Source organism: Blastococcus sp. CT_GayMR16 (assembly GCF_004570875.1).
In the GTDB taxonomy this organism is placed as follows: domain Bacteria; phylum Actinomycetota; class Actinomycetes; order Mycobacteriales; family Geodermatophilaceae; genus Blastococcus_B.
On record NZ_SPQK01000011.1, the window covers coordinates 35,633 to 51,612 of the forward strand.

Consider the following 15,980-nt stretch of genomic DNA (forward strand, 5'->3'; position numbering starts at 1 on the left):
AATACCGGTCATGGGCACGCCACGCCACATGAATCCCCAGTTCAGCGCCCTGTCCACAGCTCTGCGACGACTCTTGCGCCAAGGCTGGCGAAGGTGACGGGAATCCCGCCGGGTCGTCGTCCGCTGATGGGTAGCGTGGGCAGCGTGAAGAAGGTCGTCATCCTCGACTACGGGTCGGGCAACCTGCGCTCGGCCGAGCGTGCGCTGGCCCGGGTCGGCGCCGACGTCACCGTGACCGCGGACGCGCAGGCGGCGCTCGACGCCGACGGCCTCGTCGTCCCGGGCGTGGGCGCCTTCGCGGCCTGCATGGACGGGCTCCGCGCCGTCGACGGCCCGCGGATCATCGACCGACGGCTGGCCGGCGGGCGCCCCGTCCTCGGCATCTGCGTCGGCATGCAGATCCTCTTCGAGCGCGGGGTCGAGCACGGCCACGACGCCGAGGGCTGCGGCGAGTGGCCCGGCGTCGTCGAGCCGCTCGAGGCGCCCGTCCTGCCGCACATGGGCTGGAACACCGTGGACGCCCCGACGGGCAGCGTGCTGTTCGACGGCCTGGCCGACGAGCGCTTCTACTTCGTGCACTCCTACGGCGTCCGCGACTTCCCGCTCGCCGCGGAGGGTGGGCCGCCGAGCCCGCTGGCGAAGCCGAAGGTGACCTGGGCCGAGCACGGGGACCGGTTCGTCGCCGGCGTGGAGAACGGACCGCTGTCGGCCACCCAGTTCCACCCCGAGAAGAGCGGTGACGCCGGCGCCGCGCTGCTCACGAACTGGCTGAACACGCTCGCCTGACCTGCGGTGGGGCCCGGATCCCCTCACCTAGTGTGACGCGGTGCCTGCCGAGCGTTCCCGCCGCAGACGGCGGGTCTCCAGCCGCGCCGGCCGTGTCCCCGGACTGATCCTGGTCGTCGTCCTGCTGGGCCTGGTGGCGTGGAGCGTCGCGGCGCTGCAGCCGCCCGCACCCCGGCCCGCGGACGCGCCGACCGACGAGTTCAGCGCCGCTCGTGCGTTCGAGCACGTCCAGCAGATCGCCGCGCAGACCCATGTGGCGGGCAGCGACGCGGACGCACAGGTCGTCGAGGGCCTCGTGGACACCCTCTCCGCTCTGGGCCTGGACACCCGCGTGCAGAACTCGGTGGGTGCCTGGCAGTACGAGGCCGGCTCCACCGAGATGGCGCGGGTGCGCAACGTCGTCGCGGTGCTGCCCGGCAGCGACCCGACCGGGCGGCTGTTCCTCATGGCCCACCACGACTCCGTCGAGACCGGCCCGGGTGCCGCCGACGACGCCGCCGGGGTGTCGGCGCTGCTGGAGGCGGTCCGCGCGCTCGCCGCGGGCCCGCAGCTGCGCAACGACGTCGTCGTCGTCCTCACCGACGCCGAGGAGGCCTGCCTCTGCGGTGCCGAGGCGTTCGCCGACTCGCATCCGCTGGCCGCGGGCGGCGGAGTGGTGCTGAACTTCGAGGCACGCGGCACCAGCGGCCCGCCCATCATGTTCGAGACCTCGCGCGGCAACGCCGGCCTCGCCGATGCCTTCGCCGCCGCCGCCCCGCACCCCGTCGCCAGCAGTTTCGCCGTCGAGGTCTACCGGGCGCTGCCCAACGACACCGACTTCAGCGTGCTGCTCGGCGACGGCGACTTCACCGGGCTGAACACGGCCTTCATCGACGGCGCCGCCGGCTACCACACGCCGCAGGACGTCCCGGAGCGGCTGGACCGGGCCACCCTGCAGGCCCTGGGGGACAACGCCCTCGCCGTGGCCCGCGAGCTGGGCGACCGCGACCTCGTCCCGCTGTCCGAGGCCGGCAAGGACGACGCCTCCTACTTCCCGGTGCTCGGCCGGCTCGTCCGCTACCCGGGCAGCCTCGTCTGGCCGCTGGCGGGGGCGGCGCTGCTCGGCGTCGCCGTCCTCGCGCTCGTGCTGCGCCGGCGGGGGATCAGCACGCTCCGGCGGACGGCGGCCGGCACGGCGCTCGCCCTCGTGCCGCTCGTCCTGGCCCCACTGGCCGCCCAGGGGCTGTGGTCGCTGCTGGTCCTGATCCGCCCCGACTACGGCTCGATGCTCGATCCGTGGCGCCCGGGCTGGTACCGGCTGGCGACGGTCGCGGTGGTCCTCGCGGTGGTGCTGATCTGGTACGCGCTGCTGCGCCGCCGGATCGGCCCCGCGTCGCTCGCCGCCGGTGGACTCGTCTGGCTCGCCGTCCTCGCCGCCGTGCTGGCCGCCGTCGCGCCGGGCGGGTCCTATCTCGCGGCCTGGCCGGCGCTGGCCGGCGCGGTCGCCGGCATCCTGGTCGCGGTCGCCGACAACCGGGTGGTGCGCCTGGCGGCCGCGCTGGTCGCCGGTGCGGTCGCGGTCGTGGTGCTCGCGCCCACGGTCGCCCTGTTCTTCCCCGCCCTCGGCCTGCGCACCGGCGTCGCGCCGTCCTTCGTCGCCACGATGATGGTGGTCGCACTCCTGCCCGCCGTCGAGATGCTCTTCGCCGATCCCGACGGCGAGCGGGGATCCTGGGCAGCGGTCGCCGTCCCGGGCACGGCCGTCGTCCTCGCGGTCGCCTGCGCGGCGGTCGGGCTGTCGGTCGACCGGTTCGACGCCGAGCACCCGGTGCCCAGCCAGCTCGTCTACGCCCTCGACAGCGACACCGGTCAGGCCTGGTGGGCGAGCACCGAGGACGACCCGGGCGCATACACCGCCTTCTACGTCGACGGCCGCGAGACCCTCCCGGTCGACTTCCCGTACCTGGCCGGTGAGGACGTCGCGACCGGCCCCGCGCAGGCCGCGGACCTGCCCGCCCCCGGGGTGACGCCGGTGTCGGACGTCGTGGTCGGCGGCAAGCGGCAGATCACCGTGCGGGTCGCCCCCCAGCGGCCCGGCGTCCGTCTGCTGGTGCTCGACCTGAGCGTCGAGGGGGGCACGGTGACCGGAGCCCAGGCAGCGGGACGGGACGTGCCCGACGTGGCGCTCGGCGAGGACCGCCTCTGGATCACGTTCCACGCGCCTCCGCCGTCCGGGCTGCAGGCCACGTTCACCGTCGACGGCGACGGCCCGGTGCAGCTGCGGGTCATCGACGGCAGCGACGGGCTGTCCGGTCTCCCCGGCTTCGAGCCGCGTCCGGACGGCGTGGACGCGGCCGGCACGCACAGCTCGGATCTCGTGCTGGTCGGCGCCACCACCGCGTTGGGCTAACTGCGCAGGTAGGAGGCGCCGTTGACGTCGACGACGGTGCCGCTGGAGAACCGGGCATCCGGTGAGGCCAGCCACAGGACCGCCGAGGCGACCTCCTCCGGGCGCGCGATCCGGCCGAAGGGCGACTGGGCCCGGACGGCGTCCCCGCCCGGTCCGTCGAGCACCTCCCGGGCCATCTCGGTCTGCACGAACCCCGGTGCCACGCAGGTGACCGAGATGTCGTGTGGCGCCAGGGCCAGCGCCATCGACTGGGCGAAGGCGTTGAGGCCGGCCTTGGACGCGCCGTAGCCGGGGTTGTTCGGCTCTCCCCGGAAGGCGCCCCGGCTCGAGACGTTGACGACCGCCCCGCCACCGGCCGCCATCAGGTGGGGGACCGCGCGGAACGTCGCGTTCGCGGCGCCGACGAGGTTGACCGCCAGCGTCCGCGACCAGGCGGCCTGCCACTGCTCGTAGGAGGTCGACAGGGGCGGGTGGGCGGTGAAGACACCGGCGTTGTTCACCAGCACGTCCAGGCCGCCCAGGTCGCCGGCCGCCCGGTCGACCATGGCTCCCACCGCGTCGGCGTCGGCCATGTCGGCCTGGACGAGGACGTGACCGGACCCGGGGAGTTCGGCCAGCACCTGCTCGGCGAGGGCCTGCGAGCTGCCCCAGTGGACGGCGACCCGGTCGCCCTGCGCGGCGAACGCCTGGGCGATCGCCCGGCCGATCCCGCGCGACCCTCCCGTGACCAGCACGGCCCGCCCGTCACCACTGGCCACGGTGCACCACCTCCTCGACCGTGCGCCGACCCCGGCGCAGCGACGGGGAGCGACGGTCGTCGTCCCCGGGGTAGCCGACCGAGACGCAGCCGACCGGCCGGAGACGGTCGGGGACGCCGAACGCGCCCCGGAACGCCGCGATCCGCTCCGGCGGGATGCCGAAGAAGCACGCGCCCAGGCCCTCGTCGACGGCGGTGAGCAGCAGAAGCAGTGCCGCCATGCCGGCGTCGACGTCCCAGTACGGCACGGGCCAGCGGGACTCGTCGCGATCGGTCCAGCCCTTGTCCGGCTCGGCGTAGCGCTCCAGGTAGGCGCTCTTGTCCGACATCGGCACGATCAGCAACGGCGCGCGGCGCATCCGGGTGAGCCAGCCGTCGGGGGTGCGGGGCTCGTCGGGGGTCGATCCGGTCGTCGCCGTCCAGAACCGGTCGCGTTCCTCGGGGGTCTCCAGGACCAGGAATGCCCAGCCCTGGCTGAAGCCGGCCGACGGCGCCCGGATGGCGTGCTCCAGCAGGCGCTCCCGGATCTCGGCCGGGACCGGTCGGTGGGGGTCGTAGTCCCGGACCATGCGCCGGCGGCGGACGACGTCTGCGAACTCCACGTCGTCACTGTGCACTAGGAAGATCTGCGAGCCGCCCGGAGCCGGACGGCCGATCGAGGGAGGCGGCAGTGGCAGGACGACTGCAGAGCAAGGTCGCGTTCGTGACCGGTGCCGGCCGCGGCATGGGCCGCTCGCACGCGGTGCGGCTTGCCCGCGAGGGCGCCGATGTGATCGCGCTGGACGTCGCCGGCGAGCTGCCCGGGATCGCCTACGACCAGCCCACGCCGGAGGACCTCGACGAGACGGTGCGCCTCGTCGAGGCGCAAGACCGCCGGATCGTGCCGGTGCGTGCCGACGTGCGCGACCTCGACGGCATGCGCGCCGCGGTCGACGCCGCCGTCAGCGAGCTCGGCCGGCTGGACGTCGTGGTGGCCAACGCGGGCATCTGCACGCCGTCGGCATGGGACAAGGTCACGCCCCAGCAGTTCCAGGACACCCTCGACATCAACGTCACCGGCGTGTGGAACACCGTGATGGTGGGCGCCCCGCACCTGGTGACGGCCGGTGGCGGCTCGATCATCCTGATCAGCTCGGCGGCCGGGCTGAAGGTGCAGCCGTTCATGGTCCACTACACGACCAGCAAGTTCGCCGTGCGCGGTATGGCGAAGGCCTTCGCGACCGAGCTCGCCCGGCATTCCATCCGGGTCAACAGCGTGCACCCGACCGGGGTCGCGACCCCGATGGGCACGGGCGACATGCAGGCGGCGCTCGGCGCCGCCATGGCCGACGACCAGCGGCTCGGCGTGATGTTCATGAACATGCTGCCGGTCGAGACCACCCAGCCCGAGGACGTCTCCGATCTCGTCGCCTTCCTCGCCTCCGAGGAGTCGAAGTTCATCACCGCGCACGAGCTGGCGCCCGACGCCGGCGTCACCGAGATGTAGCTGCCGGTCGGTCGACGGCGGGAACCTAGGCTGTCCGGCGTGCCGAAGCTTCAGCTCCTCCCCGCCGTCGACGTCGCCGACGGCCAGGCCGTCCGCCTGGTGCAGGGGGAGGCCGGCAGCGAGACGTCCTACGGCGACCCGCTCGACGCGGCGCTGCAGTGGCAGCGGGACGGCGCGGAGTGGGTGCACCTGGTCGACCTCGACGCCGCGTTCGGGCGGGGCAGCAACCGTGAGCTGCTCGCCCGGGTGGTGGGGGAGCTCGACGTCGACGTGGAGCTCTCCGGCGGGATCCGGGACGACGAGTCGCTGACCGCGGCCCTGGCCACCGGTTGCCGGCGGGTGAACCTCGGTACCGCCGCGCTGGAGTCGCCGGAGTGGTGCGCCCAGGCGATCGCCGAGTACGGCGACCGGATCGCCGTGGGCCTCGACGTGCGCGGCACCCGGCTGGCCGCCCGGGGCTGGACGAAGGAGGGCGGCGAGCTCTACGAGACCCTCGCCCGCCTCGACGCCGAGGGCTGCGCCCGCTACGTCGTCACCGACATCACCAAGGACGGCACCTTGCGCGGGCCGAACCTCGACCTGCTGCGTGAGGTCTGCGCCGCCACCCCGCGCCCGGTGATCGCCTCCGGCGGGGTCAGCTCGCTGGACGACCTCCGGGCGCTCGCCGCGCTCACCCCTGTCGGCGTCGAGGGCGCCATCGTCGGCAAGGCGCTCTACGCGGGTGCGTTCACCCTGCCCGAGGCGCTGCGGGTCACCGAGCAGGTCGCGTGAAGGTCACCCGGCTCAACTCGGGGTCACCCTGGGAGGGCATCGTCGGCTACAGCCGCGTCGTCGTCCGGGGCGACGCCGCATGGGTCAGCGGGACCACCTCGACCGTCGACGGGCTCGTCGTGCACCCCGGCGACGCCGGAGCGCAGACCCGTCAGGCACTGGTGACCCTCGCCGCGGCGCTGGAGCGGGCCGGGTTCTCCCTCAACGACGTCGTCCGCACCCGGATGTTCGTCACCGACATCAGCCGCTGGGAGGAGATCGGCCGCGTGCACGGGGAGGTGTTCGGTGACGTCCGGCCGGCCAGCACGATGGTGCAGGTCTCGGCGCTGATCGACCCGGCGATGCTGGTGGAGATCGAGGCGGATGCGGTGCGGGGAGCCGGGGCGTGAGCCTCGCCGTCCGCGTCATCCCGTGCCTGGACGTGGACGCCGGCCGGGTGGTCAAGGGCGTGAACTTCGTCGACCTGCGCGACGCCGGCGACCCGGTGGAGATGGCCCGCGTGTACGACGCCGAGGGCGCCGACGAGCTGACCTTCCTCGACATCACCGCCAGCTCCGGTGACCGCGCCACCACTTACGACGTCGTCAGCCGGACGGCGGAGAGCGTCTTCATCCCGCTGACCGTGGGCGGGGGAGTGCGCAGCGTCGAGGACGTCAACCGGCTGCTGCGGGCGGGTGCGGACAAGGTCGCGGTCAACACCGCCGCCGTGGCCCGCCCGGAGCTGATCGCCGAGATCGCCGACCGGTTCGGCAACCAGGTGCTCGTGCTGTCCCTGGACGCCCGCCGCTGTCAGGACGGCGCGGTCACCGACTCCGGCTTCGAGATCACCACCCACGGCGGACGGCGGGGAACGGGCCAGGACGCCGTCGCGTGGTGCATCCGGGCCGCCGAACTCGGGGCGGGGGAGATCCTGCTCAACTCCATGGACGCCGACGGCACGCGCGCGGGCTTCGACACCGGCCTGATCGCTCAGGTGCGCCGCGAGGTGTCGGTGCCGCTGATCGCCAGCGGTGGAGCGGGTGCGGCCGAGCACTTCCCGCCCGCGGTGGCCGCCGGCGCCGACGCCGTCCTGGCCGCCAGCGTCTTCCACTTCGGGGTGCTGCGCATCGGGGACGTGAAGGCGGAACTTGCCCGGGCCGGCGTCCCTGTCCGGCACGAGTAGAAGGACCCCCTCCTCCCCACCCCTCGCAAGCTCGGGGCGGTGCCCGGGAGGGGGCCACGATCACCGGCTAGGGCCCCCTTCGGTCACAGCGTGAGCCACTCGCTGAGGCGCGCCGTTACGGGCCAGGCTCCCCCCGACGTGTTGGACAGCACGGTGTGGGTCACGCCGGTCGCCTCGTCGTGCTCCGTCCAGAACGAGATCCCAGCGTCACTGCCCTCCAGGATCACCGCGTCGCCGGTCGGGTGCAGCCGGAACCCCAGCCCGTACCGCATCGACTCCGACGGGACGTCGCTCAGGGGGCGCACCATCTCCGCCACCCGGTCCACCGGCACGATCTGCCCGGCGTACAGGGCCGACCACAGGGCGTGGATGTCCCCCACCGTGGAGTAGATGCCACCGTCCCCGCTGCCACAGACCGGCAGATGCAGCACATTCGTCCGCAGGCCGTCCCCGTACAGGTAGCCGAGGGCGGTGCGGTTCCCAGGCTCGTCCGTGCGCAGGAACTCGGTGTCGGGCATGCCGGCCGGCGCACACACACGGGTCCGCACCACCTCGGGGAAGGGCATGCCGGCGGTGCGCTCTGCAATCAGCGCGAGCACGACGAATCCGCCGTTGTTGTAGGCGAACCGCTCGCCGGGCGGAAACACCTGCCCGTAGCCGTCCAGCACGGCGAGGTAGTCCGGGGTCGTCGCCAACCGGTGCACGGGAATGGGCATCACGTAGTCGGTCATCGACTCGACGGCATCCTCGTCGAAGTAGTCGCCGATGCCTGAGCGGTGGGCCAGGAGGTGCTCGACCGTCACGTCGTCGTCGATCAGCGGCAGGTCCTCGCCCAGCAGCGAGCGAGCCGTCGTGTCCAGGCCGAGCCGACCCTCCTCGATCAGGCTCACGATGCTCAGGGCGGTGAGCGCCTTCGTGCCGCTGGCGAGACCGAATCTGGTGTCGACCGCATTGGGAATGCCATAGCCGCGGTGCGCCGAACCGTAGGCCTTGGCCAGCTCCACCCGGCCGCCCCTGTCGACGCGAACCACACCGGAGAATTCGGTCGCCGCCGCGACATGGTCGACCGAGCTCTCAAGGTCATCCACGCGCTGACGGTAGCTGCGATCGGCGCGTCCAGACCTGCTCGACGCCGCACTAGGAGACGGTCACCCGGGCGACGTCGCGGCGGCCGGCGGCCCAGAGCAGCAGCTCCAGCGGCTCGCCCTCCACCGTCGTCCCGGCGTCCCCGAAGCTCTTCTCCTCACCGGGGGCGTCGCTGCGGCGCAGGACCAGCCCGCCCCGCCGACCGGCAGCGGCGCGCCGCGAGAAGAGCCCAGCCGCGCTCCAGACCGCGTCCTGCGCGGCACGCGGCAGCACCCGCGGCGTCCAGCCCGGCTGCGCGCGGCGCACGTCCTCGTGGTGGATCGCGAACTCCGTCGTGTTCAGCGGACCGGACAACAGCGGCCAGGCCATCGGCGACCACGCGGGGGGACCTGCCCGGAGCCGGTCCACCACCTCGGCGTACGGCGTCGACCCGCGGAGCTTGTCCTCCAGCCGGTGCGGCCAGGTAGCGAGCGGCCCACCGGCGCCCACCACCTCGACGCCCAGGCCGACCAGCGCGTCGGGCCGGCGCTCGCGGACGACGAGATGCGCGACGAGGTGGGCGGTGTCCCAGCCCGCGCAGAGGGTCGGGGCGTCCGGACCGACCTTCGCCAGCAGGTCGGCGAGCTCCCGGCGTTCCTGATCGGCGAACGGCGGGGAAGAGGAGGTCATCACCTGAGGTTAGCCAGGGGGTGCGGGCACGCGCTGTTGCGAAGAGCGCTTAGCCGCTCTAACGATCGCGTAGCATCCGAGGTCCCGCCGCTCCGTCCCCCTCCCGCCGATCCGACCCGAAGGAGCACTGTGGCCCGCCGCCGAGACGCCGTCGTGCGGCGTGGTCTCCGTCATGTGCGGCGCGGGATCGTCGAGCAGCCCCGCATGTTCACCCTCGCCGTCCTGGCCAGCAGCCTCTACGGCGCGATGGCCGTGGTCAGCGCCTGGGTGATCGGGGAGATCACCGACCGGGTGCTGCTGCCCGCCTTCGCCGACGGGGCGACCACCGCCGCGGCGCTGTCGCTCGCGGCCGCAGCGATCATCGGGGTCGCGCTGCTCAAGATCGTCGGGATCCTCGGCCGGCGGCTGTTCGCCGGCATCATGAGCTACCGGCTGCAGGCCGACTACCGGCGCCGGGTCACCCGCCAGTACCTGCGACTGCCGCTGTCCTGGCACCAGCGGCACCCCACCGGCCAGCTGCTCTCCAACGCGAACTCCGACGTCGAGGCTTCCTGGTTCTTCGTCGCGCCGCTGCCGTTCGCCTGCGGCGCGCTGGTGATGATCGCCATCACCGTCGTGGCGCTGTTCCTCACCGACCCGCTGATCGCCGTCGTCGGCCTGGTCGTCTTCCCGCTGGTCTTCCTCGTCAACGTCGTCTACTCCCAGGTCATGAGCCCGCGGATGCAGCGGGCGCAGCAGCTGCGGGCCGAGGTCAGCGAGATCGCCCACGAGAGCTTCGACGCGGCGCTGGTGGTCAAGACCCTGGGCCGGGAGGCCGACGAGACGCAACGTTTCGAGGCGCGCGCCCAGGAGCTGCGCGACGGGCTGGTCGCGGTCGGCCGGGTGCGCGGCCTGTTCGACCCGCTGATGGAGGCCCTGCCGAGCCTGGGCACCCTCGCCGTACTGCTGATCGGCGCCGTCCGGGTCGCCGACGGCACGACCGACGCCGGCAGCCTCGTGTCCATCGCCTACCTGTTCACCCTCCTGGCGCTGCCCATCCGTGCCATCGGCTGGGTGCTCGCCGACCTGCCCCGGGCGCTGGCCGGCTTCGACCGCGTGACGCCGGTGCTCGAGGCCACGGGTGAGACGCCGTACGGCCCCGAGGCCGCGGTGGCCGGCGACGGCGGCGCCGAGGTCGGGGTCACCGACGTCGGCTTCACCTTCGAGGGCACGTCCCGCCCGACGCTCTCCGGGGTGACCTTCGACGCGCCCGCCGGCCGCACGGTCGCGATCGTCGGCCCCACCGGCTCGGGCAAGTCCACCCTCGCGGGCCTGCTCGTCCGGCTCGTCGACCCCACCGACGGCCACGTGCTGCTCGACGGCGTCGACCTGCGGCGGCTCCAGGAGGGCGGGATCAGCGACCAGGCCGCCTTCGTCGCCCAGGGCACGTTCCTGTTCGACGACACCGTCCGGGGCAACGTCACCCTCGACGCGCCCTTTCCCGACGACGAGGTCTGGACGGCGCTGCGCGTGGCGGCCGCCGACGACTTCGTGGCGGCGCTCCCCGAGGGCCTCGACACGCGGGTCGGCGAGCGGGGGGCCACCCTCTCCGGCGGCCAGCGTCAGCGGCTGGCCCTCGCCCGCGCCGTCGTCCGCCGTCCCCGGCTGCTGGTGCTGGACGACGCGACCAGCGCCGTCGACCCGTCGGTGGAGGCCCGGATCCTCGACGCGCTCCGCAGCAGCGACCAGCCGTCGACCATCGTGGTGATCGCCTACCGGCAGGCCACGATCGCGCTGGCCGACGAGGTCGTCTGGCTCGAGCAGGGCCGGGCCCTCGCCCGCGGCACCCACGCGGAACTGCTCGCCGCCGTCCCCGGCTACGCCGCCCTCGTGCGCGCCTACTCGCAGGCGGAGGTGGCAGCATGACGGACGCCACCGTCGCGGCCGACCACCGCGAGGAGGGCGCGCTCGCGACCCTGCGCCGGGGCCTGCGGATGATGCCGGAGTTCCGCCGCGGACTCCCGGCCACCTTCGCCCTCGCCCTGATCGCGACCGCCGGCCGGGTCGTCGTGCCGATCGCCGTCCAGCAGGTCATCGACCGCGGGCTGGCCGCCGGCGACCCCGACCTCGGCATCATCACCTGGCTGGTCCTGGCCTGCGCCCTGGTCGTGATGATCACCGCCGTCGCCGTCTTCCGGATGAACGTGCGGCTCTTCCGGACGACGGAGACCGCGCTGGCCGGCCTCCGGGTGCGGGCCTTCCGGCACGTGCACGACCTCTCGGTGCTGCACCAGCAGGGGGAGCGGCGCGGGTCGCTGGTCTCGCGGGTCACCAGCGACGTCGACCAGCTGTCGGTGTTCATGCAGTGGGGCGGCGTGCTCGGGCTGGTCAGCGTCGGCCAGCTGGTCGTCGCCACGGTCGTCATGAGCATCTACTCGTGGCAGCTCACCCTGCTCGTCCTGCTCTGCTTCGTCCCGCTGGCGATCGCGGTCCGGTGGTTCGCCAAGCGCCTGGCCGCCGCGTACGGCGTCGTCCGCGAGCGGGTCGGTGACGTTCTCGGCGCGGTCGCCGAGTCCGTCGTCGGCGCCCCGACCGTGCGCGCCTACGGCGTCGGCAGCCGGACGGCGAACCGCATCGACACCGCGATCGACCGGCAGTACCGCGCCCAGGTCGACGCCCAGAAGGTGACTGCGGCTGTGTTCGTCAGCGGCGAGTTCGTCGCGGCCTTCGCCAATGCCGCGGTGGTCGTCGTCGGGGTGCTGCTCGGGGTGGCCGGGGAGATCTCGGCGGGCACCCTCATCGCCTTCCTGTTCCTCGTCACCCTCTTCGTCGCCCCCGTGCAGACGGCGAGCGAGGTGCTCAACGAGGCGCAGAACGCCGTCGCCGGCTTCCGCCGGGTGCTCGACGTGATCGACACCGAGGCCGACATCCGCGACCCGGCCATCGACGACCCGGCCGGCGTCCGGGAGCTGCCCGCAGGTCCGCTGGGTGTCCGCTTCGACCACGTCTCCTTCCGGTACGCACCCACTGCGCCGAAGGCCCTCGACGGAGTGGACCTCACTGTCGCGCCGCGGCTGCGGGTGGCGATCGTGGGGGAGACCGGCTCGGGGAAGACGACGTTCGCCAAGCTGGTCACCCGGCTGATGGACCCGGTCGAGGGGCGGGTGCTCCTGGGTTCCGACGCCGCCGGCTGGGTGCCGCTCTCCGAGGTGGCCTTCGCCTCGCTGCGCTCCCGGGTGGTCATGGTTCCGCAGGACGGATTCCTCTTCGACGCGACCGTGGCCGACAACGTCCGGTACGGGCGCCCCGGGATGACCGACGCCGAGGTCGCCGCCGCCTTCGACGAGCTCGGCCTGACCGACTGGGTGAGCGGCCTCGACCAGGGCGTCGCGACGCCGGTGGGCCAGCGCGGCGAGTCGCTGTCGGCGGGGGAGCGGCAGCTGGTCGCCGTCGCCCGCGCCTACGTCGCCGATCCGGACCTGCTCGTGCTCGACGAGGCGACCAGCGCCGTCGACCCGGCCACCGAACAGCGGCTGACTCGGGCGCTGGACACCCTGACCGACGGCCGGACGACGCTCACCATCGCGCACCGCCTCTCCACCGCCGAGCGGGCCGACGAGGTCCTCGTGGTCGACGCGGGACACGTCGTCCAGCGCGGGACGCACGCGGAACTGGTCGACGCCGAGGGTCCCTATGCCCGGCTGCACGCCTCCTGGCGTCGCTCCTCGGCGGGCGAGCCGACTCCCGCGGTCTGACCCCGGATCGCGCCCGGCTGGTGGCTCTTGCGCGGTTGCCCTCACTTTCGCGGCGCTGCACCACCGCGAGAGTGGGTGCAACACCGCAAGAGCTGACAGGTCGGCGTCCTACGCTGCCCGCCATGCCGTCGTCCTCGTCGCGCTCCCGGGTCCCGGTGCGACGTTCGCCCCGCCCGGCACCGCGGGGCGCGAACGCCGTCACCGGTCCGCCGGAACGCCCCCAGGCCGTGCCGTTCGCCGTCGTGTTCGGGTTCCTGCAGGCCATCGAGGTCCTCTACCTCGGGTGGCTGGTCTGGGAGCCCGAGCCGGCCGTCGACCGGTTGCTCGTGATCCCGCTGGTGCTGGCCGCGGCGTCGGTGCTCGGCTCGGTCCTGGTGCTGCAGGGCCGGCGCTGGGGATGGGCCGTCCTCGCCGTCGCGGCGGTGGCCACGCTGCTGGCCCTGTCGCTGCTGGTCTTCCTGCTCGGCGCGCTCTACGGCGGGACGATATGGGCGGCCGCGCTGCTGCTGGTGGGTCCGGTGGCCACGCTGGTGCTGGCGCTGCGCCGTCCGGTCCGCGAGTGGTGCGGCACCGCTCGGGCGCGTCGCTCGCCGGGGGGACGGCGGAGTGCGGGGTCCTCCCGCTAGCGTCGGGACCGTGAGCACCCAGAGCAGCACCGATGTCGTCGTCGTGGGGGCGGGGCTGGCCGGTCTGGTCGCCACCGCAGAGCTGGCCGACGCCGGCAAGCGGGTGATCCTGGTCGACCAGGAGCCCGCAGCCTCCCTCGGCGGCCAGGCCCACTGGTCCTTCGGTGGGCTGTTCCTCATCGACACCCCGGAGCAGCGGCGGCTGCGGGTGCACGACTCGATCGAGCTGGCCCGGCAGGACTGGCTCGGCAACGCGGGCTTCGACCGCACGGAGGACCACTGGCCGCGGCAGTGGGCCGAGGCCTACCTGCAGTTCGCTGCGGGGGAGAAGCGTTCCTGGCTCAAGGAGCAGGGCATCGGGTTCTTCCCGGTCGTCGGCTGGGCCGAGCGCGGCGGCTACGGCGCCACCGGCCCCGGCAACTCCGTGCCCCGCTTCCACATCGTGTGGGGCACCGGCCCCGCCATCGTCGAGCCGTTCGCGCGCCGGGTCCGCGCCGCGGTCGACGCCGGCCTGGTCGAGCTGCGCTTCCGGCACCGGGTGGCCGACCTCGTCGTCAGCGGGGGAGCGGTCACCGGCGTGCGCGGCGCCGTCCTCGAGCCGAGCGCCGTCGCCCGCGGCGAGGCCAGCTCGCGGACGGAGGTGGAGTCGTTCGAGATCAGCGCGCAGGCCGTCGTCGTCACCTCCGGGGGGATCGGCGGCAACCACGACCTGGTCCGCAAGAACTGGCCCGCCCGGCTCGGCCCGGCGCCGCAGCGGATGCTCTCCGGGGTGCCGGCGTCCGTCGACGGACGCATGCTGCAGGCGACCGCCGCGGCCGGTGCCAGCGTGGTGAACGAGGACCGCATGTGGCACTACACCGAGGGCATCGCGAACCACTCGCCGGTGTGGGCGCAGCACGGCATCCGGATCCTCCCCGGCCCGTCGTCCCTGTGGTTCGACGCGACCGGCAAGCGGCTGCCGGTGCCGCTGTTCCCCGGCTTCGACACGCTCGGCACGCTCGCCCACATCGGGACGACGGGCTACGAGCACACCTGGTTCATCGCCACGCAGAAGATCGTGGAGAAGGAGTTCGGGCTCTCCGGGTCGGAGCAGAACCCCGACCTGACCGGCAAGGACATGAAGCTCCTGCTCAACCGGGCTCGGGCAGGCGTCGCGGCGCCGGTGCAGGCCTTCCTGGACCGGGGTGAGGACTTCGTCGTCGCGTCGACGCTCCCCGAGCTGGTCGCCGGGATGAACCGGATCACCGGGGGGACGCCGGAGCTGGACCTCGCGCAGATCGAGCGGGAGATCGTCGCCCGCGACCGGGAGATCGCCCACCCGTTCGGCAAGGACATGCAGATCGCCGCGATCCGCGGTGCGCGCAACTACCTCGGCGACAAGCTGATCCGCGTGGCGCCGCCGCACCGCATCCTGGACCCCGAGGCGGGCCCGCTGATCGCGGTGCGGCTGAACCTGCTCACCCGCAAGTCGCTGGGCGGACTGGAGACCGACCTGTCCGGCCGGGTGCTCCGCCCGGGTGGCGACGTCTTCCCCGGGCTGTACGCAGCCGGCGAGGTCGCCGGCTTCGGGGGCGGCGGCATGCACGGCTACCGGGCGCTGGAGGGCACCTTCCTCGGCGGCTGCCTGTTCTCCGGGCGAACGGCGGGCCGCGCGGTGGCGGCGGCGCTGTGAGCGGACAGGAGCGTGAGCATCGCAGCGAGGCGGCCGCCGACAGGGAGGGAGCATCGCAGCGAGGAACGAGCGAGGAGCGGACCGACCGCGGAGGCGGCCAGGGGCTGGGAGCGAGGAGCGGAGCCCTCCGCGGCAGCGAACGGGTGATCCTGTGACCTACGGGCCCGGGTACCCCGGCGCGAGCCCCTGGGCCGACCCGGCGACGCAGACCCAGCCGGGAAGTCCCTATCTCGGTCCGCCGCCGACCGCGCCGCAGCCGTACGGGCCCCCGCCGCAGTACGGCTATCCCGCGCCCTACGGCCATCCGGGGTACGGCTATCCGGGACCGTGGGGGCCGGTGCCGCCGCGGCGACCGCAGAAGCCCGGGCAGGTCATCACCAGCGCCGTGCTGGCGTTCGTGCAGGCCGGCGTGGTGCTCATCGCCTCGCTGTACCTGTGGTTCTTCGCCTCGGTGATCGATGTCGTGGCGCAGGACAACCCGGCCGTCTACGGCTCCTCCCGGGTCGACGCGCTCGCGAGCGAGGTCACGGTGCTGGCCGTCGTCCAGCTGGCGACCGTCGTCCTGCTCATCCTGGCCGGCGTCCGTGCGCTCAGCGCCCGCACCCGGACGGCCTGGCTGCTGACGGTCGGGGCGCACGCGGTGCAGATCGTGCTCGCCCTGTACTGGGCCGTTCGGCTCGTCACGCTGATGAACGAGGCCCCCGGCGCCGACACCACCGGTGCGCTGGCCGCGGTCACGATCTTCTTCGCCGCCTCGCCCGTCGTCGGCCTGGGGATGGTGCTGGGCGGGGCAGGCCGGCGCTGGTTCGAGAGCCCGCAGCAGCCCTGAGCCGGCGTGCGGG

Annotated in this window: 15 protein-coding genes; 11 read left to right on the plus strand and 4 right to left on the minus strand. The window is 73.7% G+C overall.

The annotated features are described in order from the left end of the window. Positions 1 to 144: 144 nt before the first annotated feature. Together hisH and E4P38_RS13035 are read left to right on the plus strand one after the other, a co-directional pair. On the plus strand, positions 145 to 786 hold the full coding sequence (hisH, locus tag E4P38_RS13030; protein ID WP_245160998.1) for an imidazole glycerol phosphate synthase subunit HisH: 642 nt from the start codon (positions 145 to 147) through the stop codon (positions 784 to 786). A gap of 40 nt (positions 787 to 826) precedes the next feature. Further along, positions 827 to 3,175, plus strand: coding sequence for a M20/M25/M40 family metallo-hydrolase (locus E4P38_RS13035; protein WP_135132245.1), 2,349 nt, complete (start codon positions 827 to 829; stop codon positions 3,173 to 3,175). On the opposite strand, the gene E4P38_RS13040 is transcribed toward E4P38_RS13035, so the two are convergent. Together E4P38_RS13040 and E4P38_RS13045 are read right to left on the minus strand one after the other, a co-directional pair. Then, positions 3,172 to 3,933 (minus strand): SDR family oxidoreductase, encoded by a 762-nt coding sequence (locus E4P38_RS13040; RefSeq protein WP_135132246.1) that lies wholly within the window; start codon positions 3,931 to 3,933, stop codon positions 3,172 to 3,174. The genes E4P38_RS13035 and E4P38_RS13040 overlap by 4 nt on opposite strands. Beyond that, positions 3,920 to 4,534: a nitroreductase family protein gene (locus tag E4P38_RS13045; RefSeq protein ID WP_135132247.1), complete on the minus strand. Its 615-nt coding sequence runs from the start codon at positions 4,532 to 4,534 to the stop codon at positions 3,920 to 3,922. The genes E4P38_RS13040 and E4P38_RS13045 overlap by 14 nt, the downstream gene beginning before the upstream one ends. Positions 4,535 to 4,602: 68 nt before the next feature. Between E4P38_RS13045 and E4P38_RS13050 the strand changes: the two genes are divergently transcribed. From E4P38_RS13050 to hisF, 4 genes are read left to right on the plus strand one after another with little or no spacing between them, the layout of a single operon-like run. Next, complete coding sequence (locus tag E4P38_RS13050; protein WP_135132248.1) at positions 4,603 to 5,418, plus strand: mycofactocin-coupled SDR family oxidoreductase; 816 nt, start codon at positions 4,603 to 4,605, stop codon at positions 5,416 to 5,418. Between the two features lie 39 nt (positions 5,419 to 5,457). Beyond that, positions 5,458 to 6,189, plus strand: a complete 732-nt coding sequence (gene priA, locus E4P38_RS13055) for a bifunctional 1-(5-phosphoribosyl)-5-((5-phosphoribosylamino)methylideneamino)imidazole-4-carboxamide isomerase/phosphoribosylanthranilate isomerase PriA (protein WP_135132249.1) — start codon at positions 5,458 to 5,460, stop codon at positions 6,187 to 6,189. After that, a complete protein-coding gene (locus E4P38_RS13060) occupies positions 6,186 to 6,578 on the plus strand; it encodes a RidA family protein (RefSeq protein ID WP_135132250.1) in 393 nt (130 codons plus the stop codon). Before priA ends, E4P38_RS13060 begins: the two co-directional genes overlap by 4 nt. Continuing rightward, positions 6,575 to 7,351 carry an imidazole glycerol phosphate synthase subunit HisF gene (gene hisF, locus E4P38_RS13065; protein ID WP_135132251.1) on the plus strand — a complete coding sequence of 259 codons (777 nt, stop codon included), beginning with the start codon at positions 6,575 to 6,577 and terminating at the stop codon, positions 7,349 to 7,351. Before E4P38_RS13060 ends, hisF begins: the two co-directional genes overlap by 4 nt. Before the next feature lie 83 nt (positions 7,352 to 7,434). Here the strand turns inward: hisF and E4P38_RS13070 are convergent, their stop codons facing one another. After that, entirely contained in the window at positions 7,435 to 8,439 is a 1,005-nt protein-coding gene (locus E4P38_RS13070) for a serine hydrolase domain-containing protein (protein ID WP_135132252.1), read from the minus strand. Between the two features lie 49 nt (positions 8,440 to 8,488). Then, positions 8,489 to 9,106: a TIGR03085 family metal-binding protein gene (locus E4P38_RS13075; protein WP_135132253.1), complete on the minus strand. Its 618-nt coding sequence runs from the start codon at positions 9,104 to 9,106 to the stop codon at positions 8,489 to 8,491. A gap of 129 nt (positions 9,107 to 9,235) precedes the next feature. Between E4P38_RS13075 and E4P38_RS13080 the strand changes: the two genes are divergently transcribed. The 5 genes from E4P38_RS13080 (at position 9,236) to E4P38_RS13105 (ending at position 15,967) form a co-directional block, all read left to right on the plus strand. After that, positions 9,236 to 11,011 carry an ABC transporter ATP-binding protein gene (locus E4P38_RS13080; protein WP_135132254.1) on the plus strand — a complete coding sequence of 592 codons (1,776 nt, stop codon included), beginning with the start codon at positions 9,236 to 9,238 and terminating at the stop codon, positions 11,009 to 11,011. Then, the gene (locus E4P38_RS13085) at positions 11,008 to 12,840 is read left to right on the plus strand and encodes an ABC transporter ATP-binding protein (protein ID WP_135132255.1); all 1,833 of its coding nucleotides are present in this window, start codon (positions 11,008 to 11,010) and stop codon (positions 12,838 to 12,840) included. The genes E4P38_RS13080 and E4P38_RS13085 overlap by 4 nt, the downstream gene beginning before the upstream one ends. A 122-nt stretch (positions 12,841 to 12,962) precedes the next feature. Then, on the plus strand, positions 12,963 to 13,466 hold the full coding sequence (locus tag E4P38_RS13090) for a hypothetical protein (protein ID WP_135132256.1): 504 nt from the start codon (positions 12,963 to 12,965) through the stop codon (positions 13,464 to 13,466). A 10-nt stretch (positions 13,467 to 13,476) separates the two neighbouring features. Next, positions 13,477 to 15,138, plus strand: a complete 1,662-nt coding sequence (locus tag E4P38_RS13095; RefSeq protein ID WP_135132257.1) for an FAD-binding dehydrogenase — start codon at positions 13,477 to 13,479, stop codon at positions 15,136 to 15,138. A 151-nt stretch (positions 15,139 to 15,289) separates the two neighbouring features. Continuing rightward, the gene (locus E4P38_RS13105) at positions 15,290 to 15,967 is read left to right on the plus strand and encodes a DUF3824 domain-containing protein (protein ID WP_135132258.1); all 678 of its coding nucleotides are present in this window, start codon (positions 15,290 to 15,292) and stop codon (positions 15,965 to 15,967) included. Positions 15,968 to 15,980: the final 13 nt, after the last annotated feature.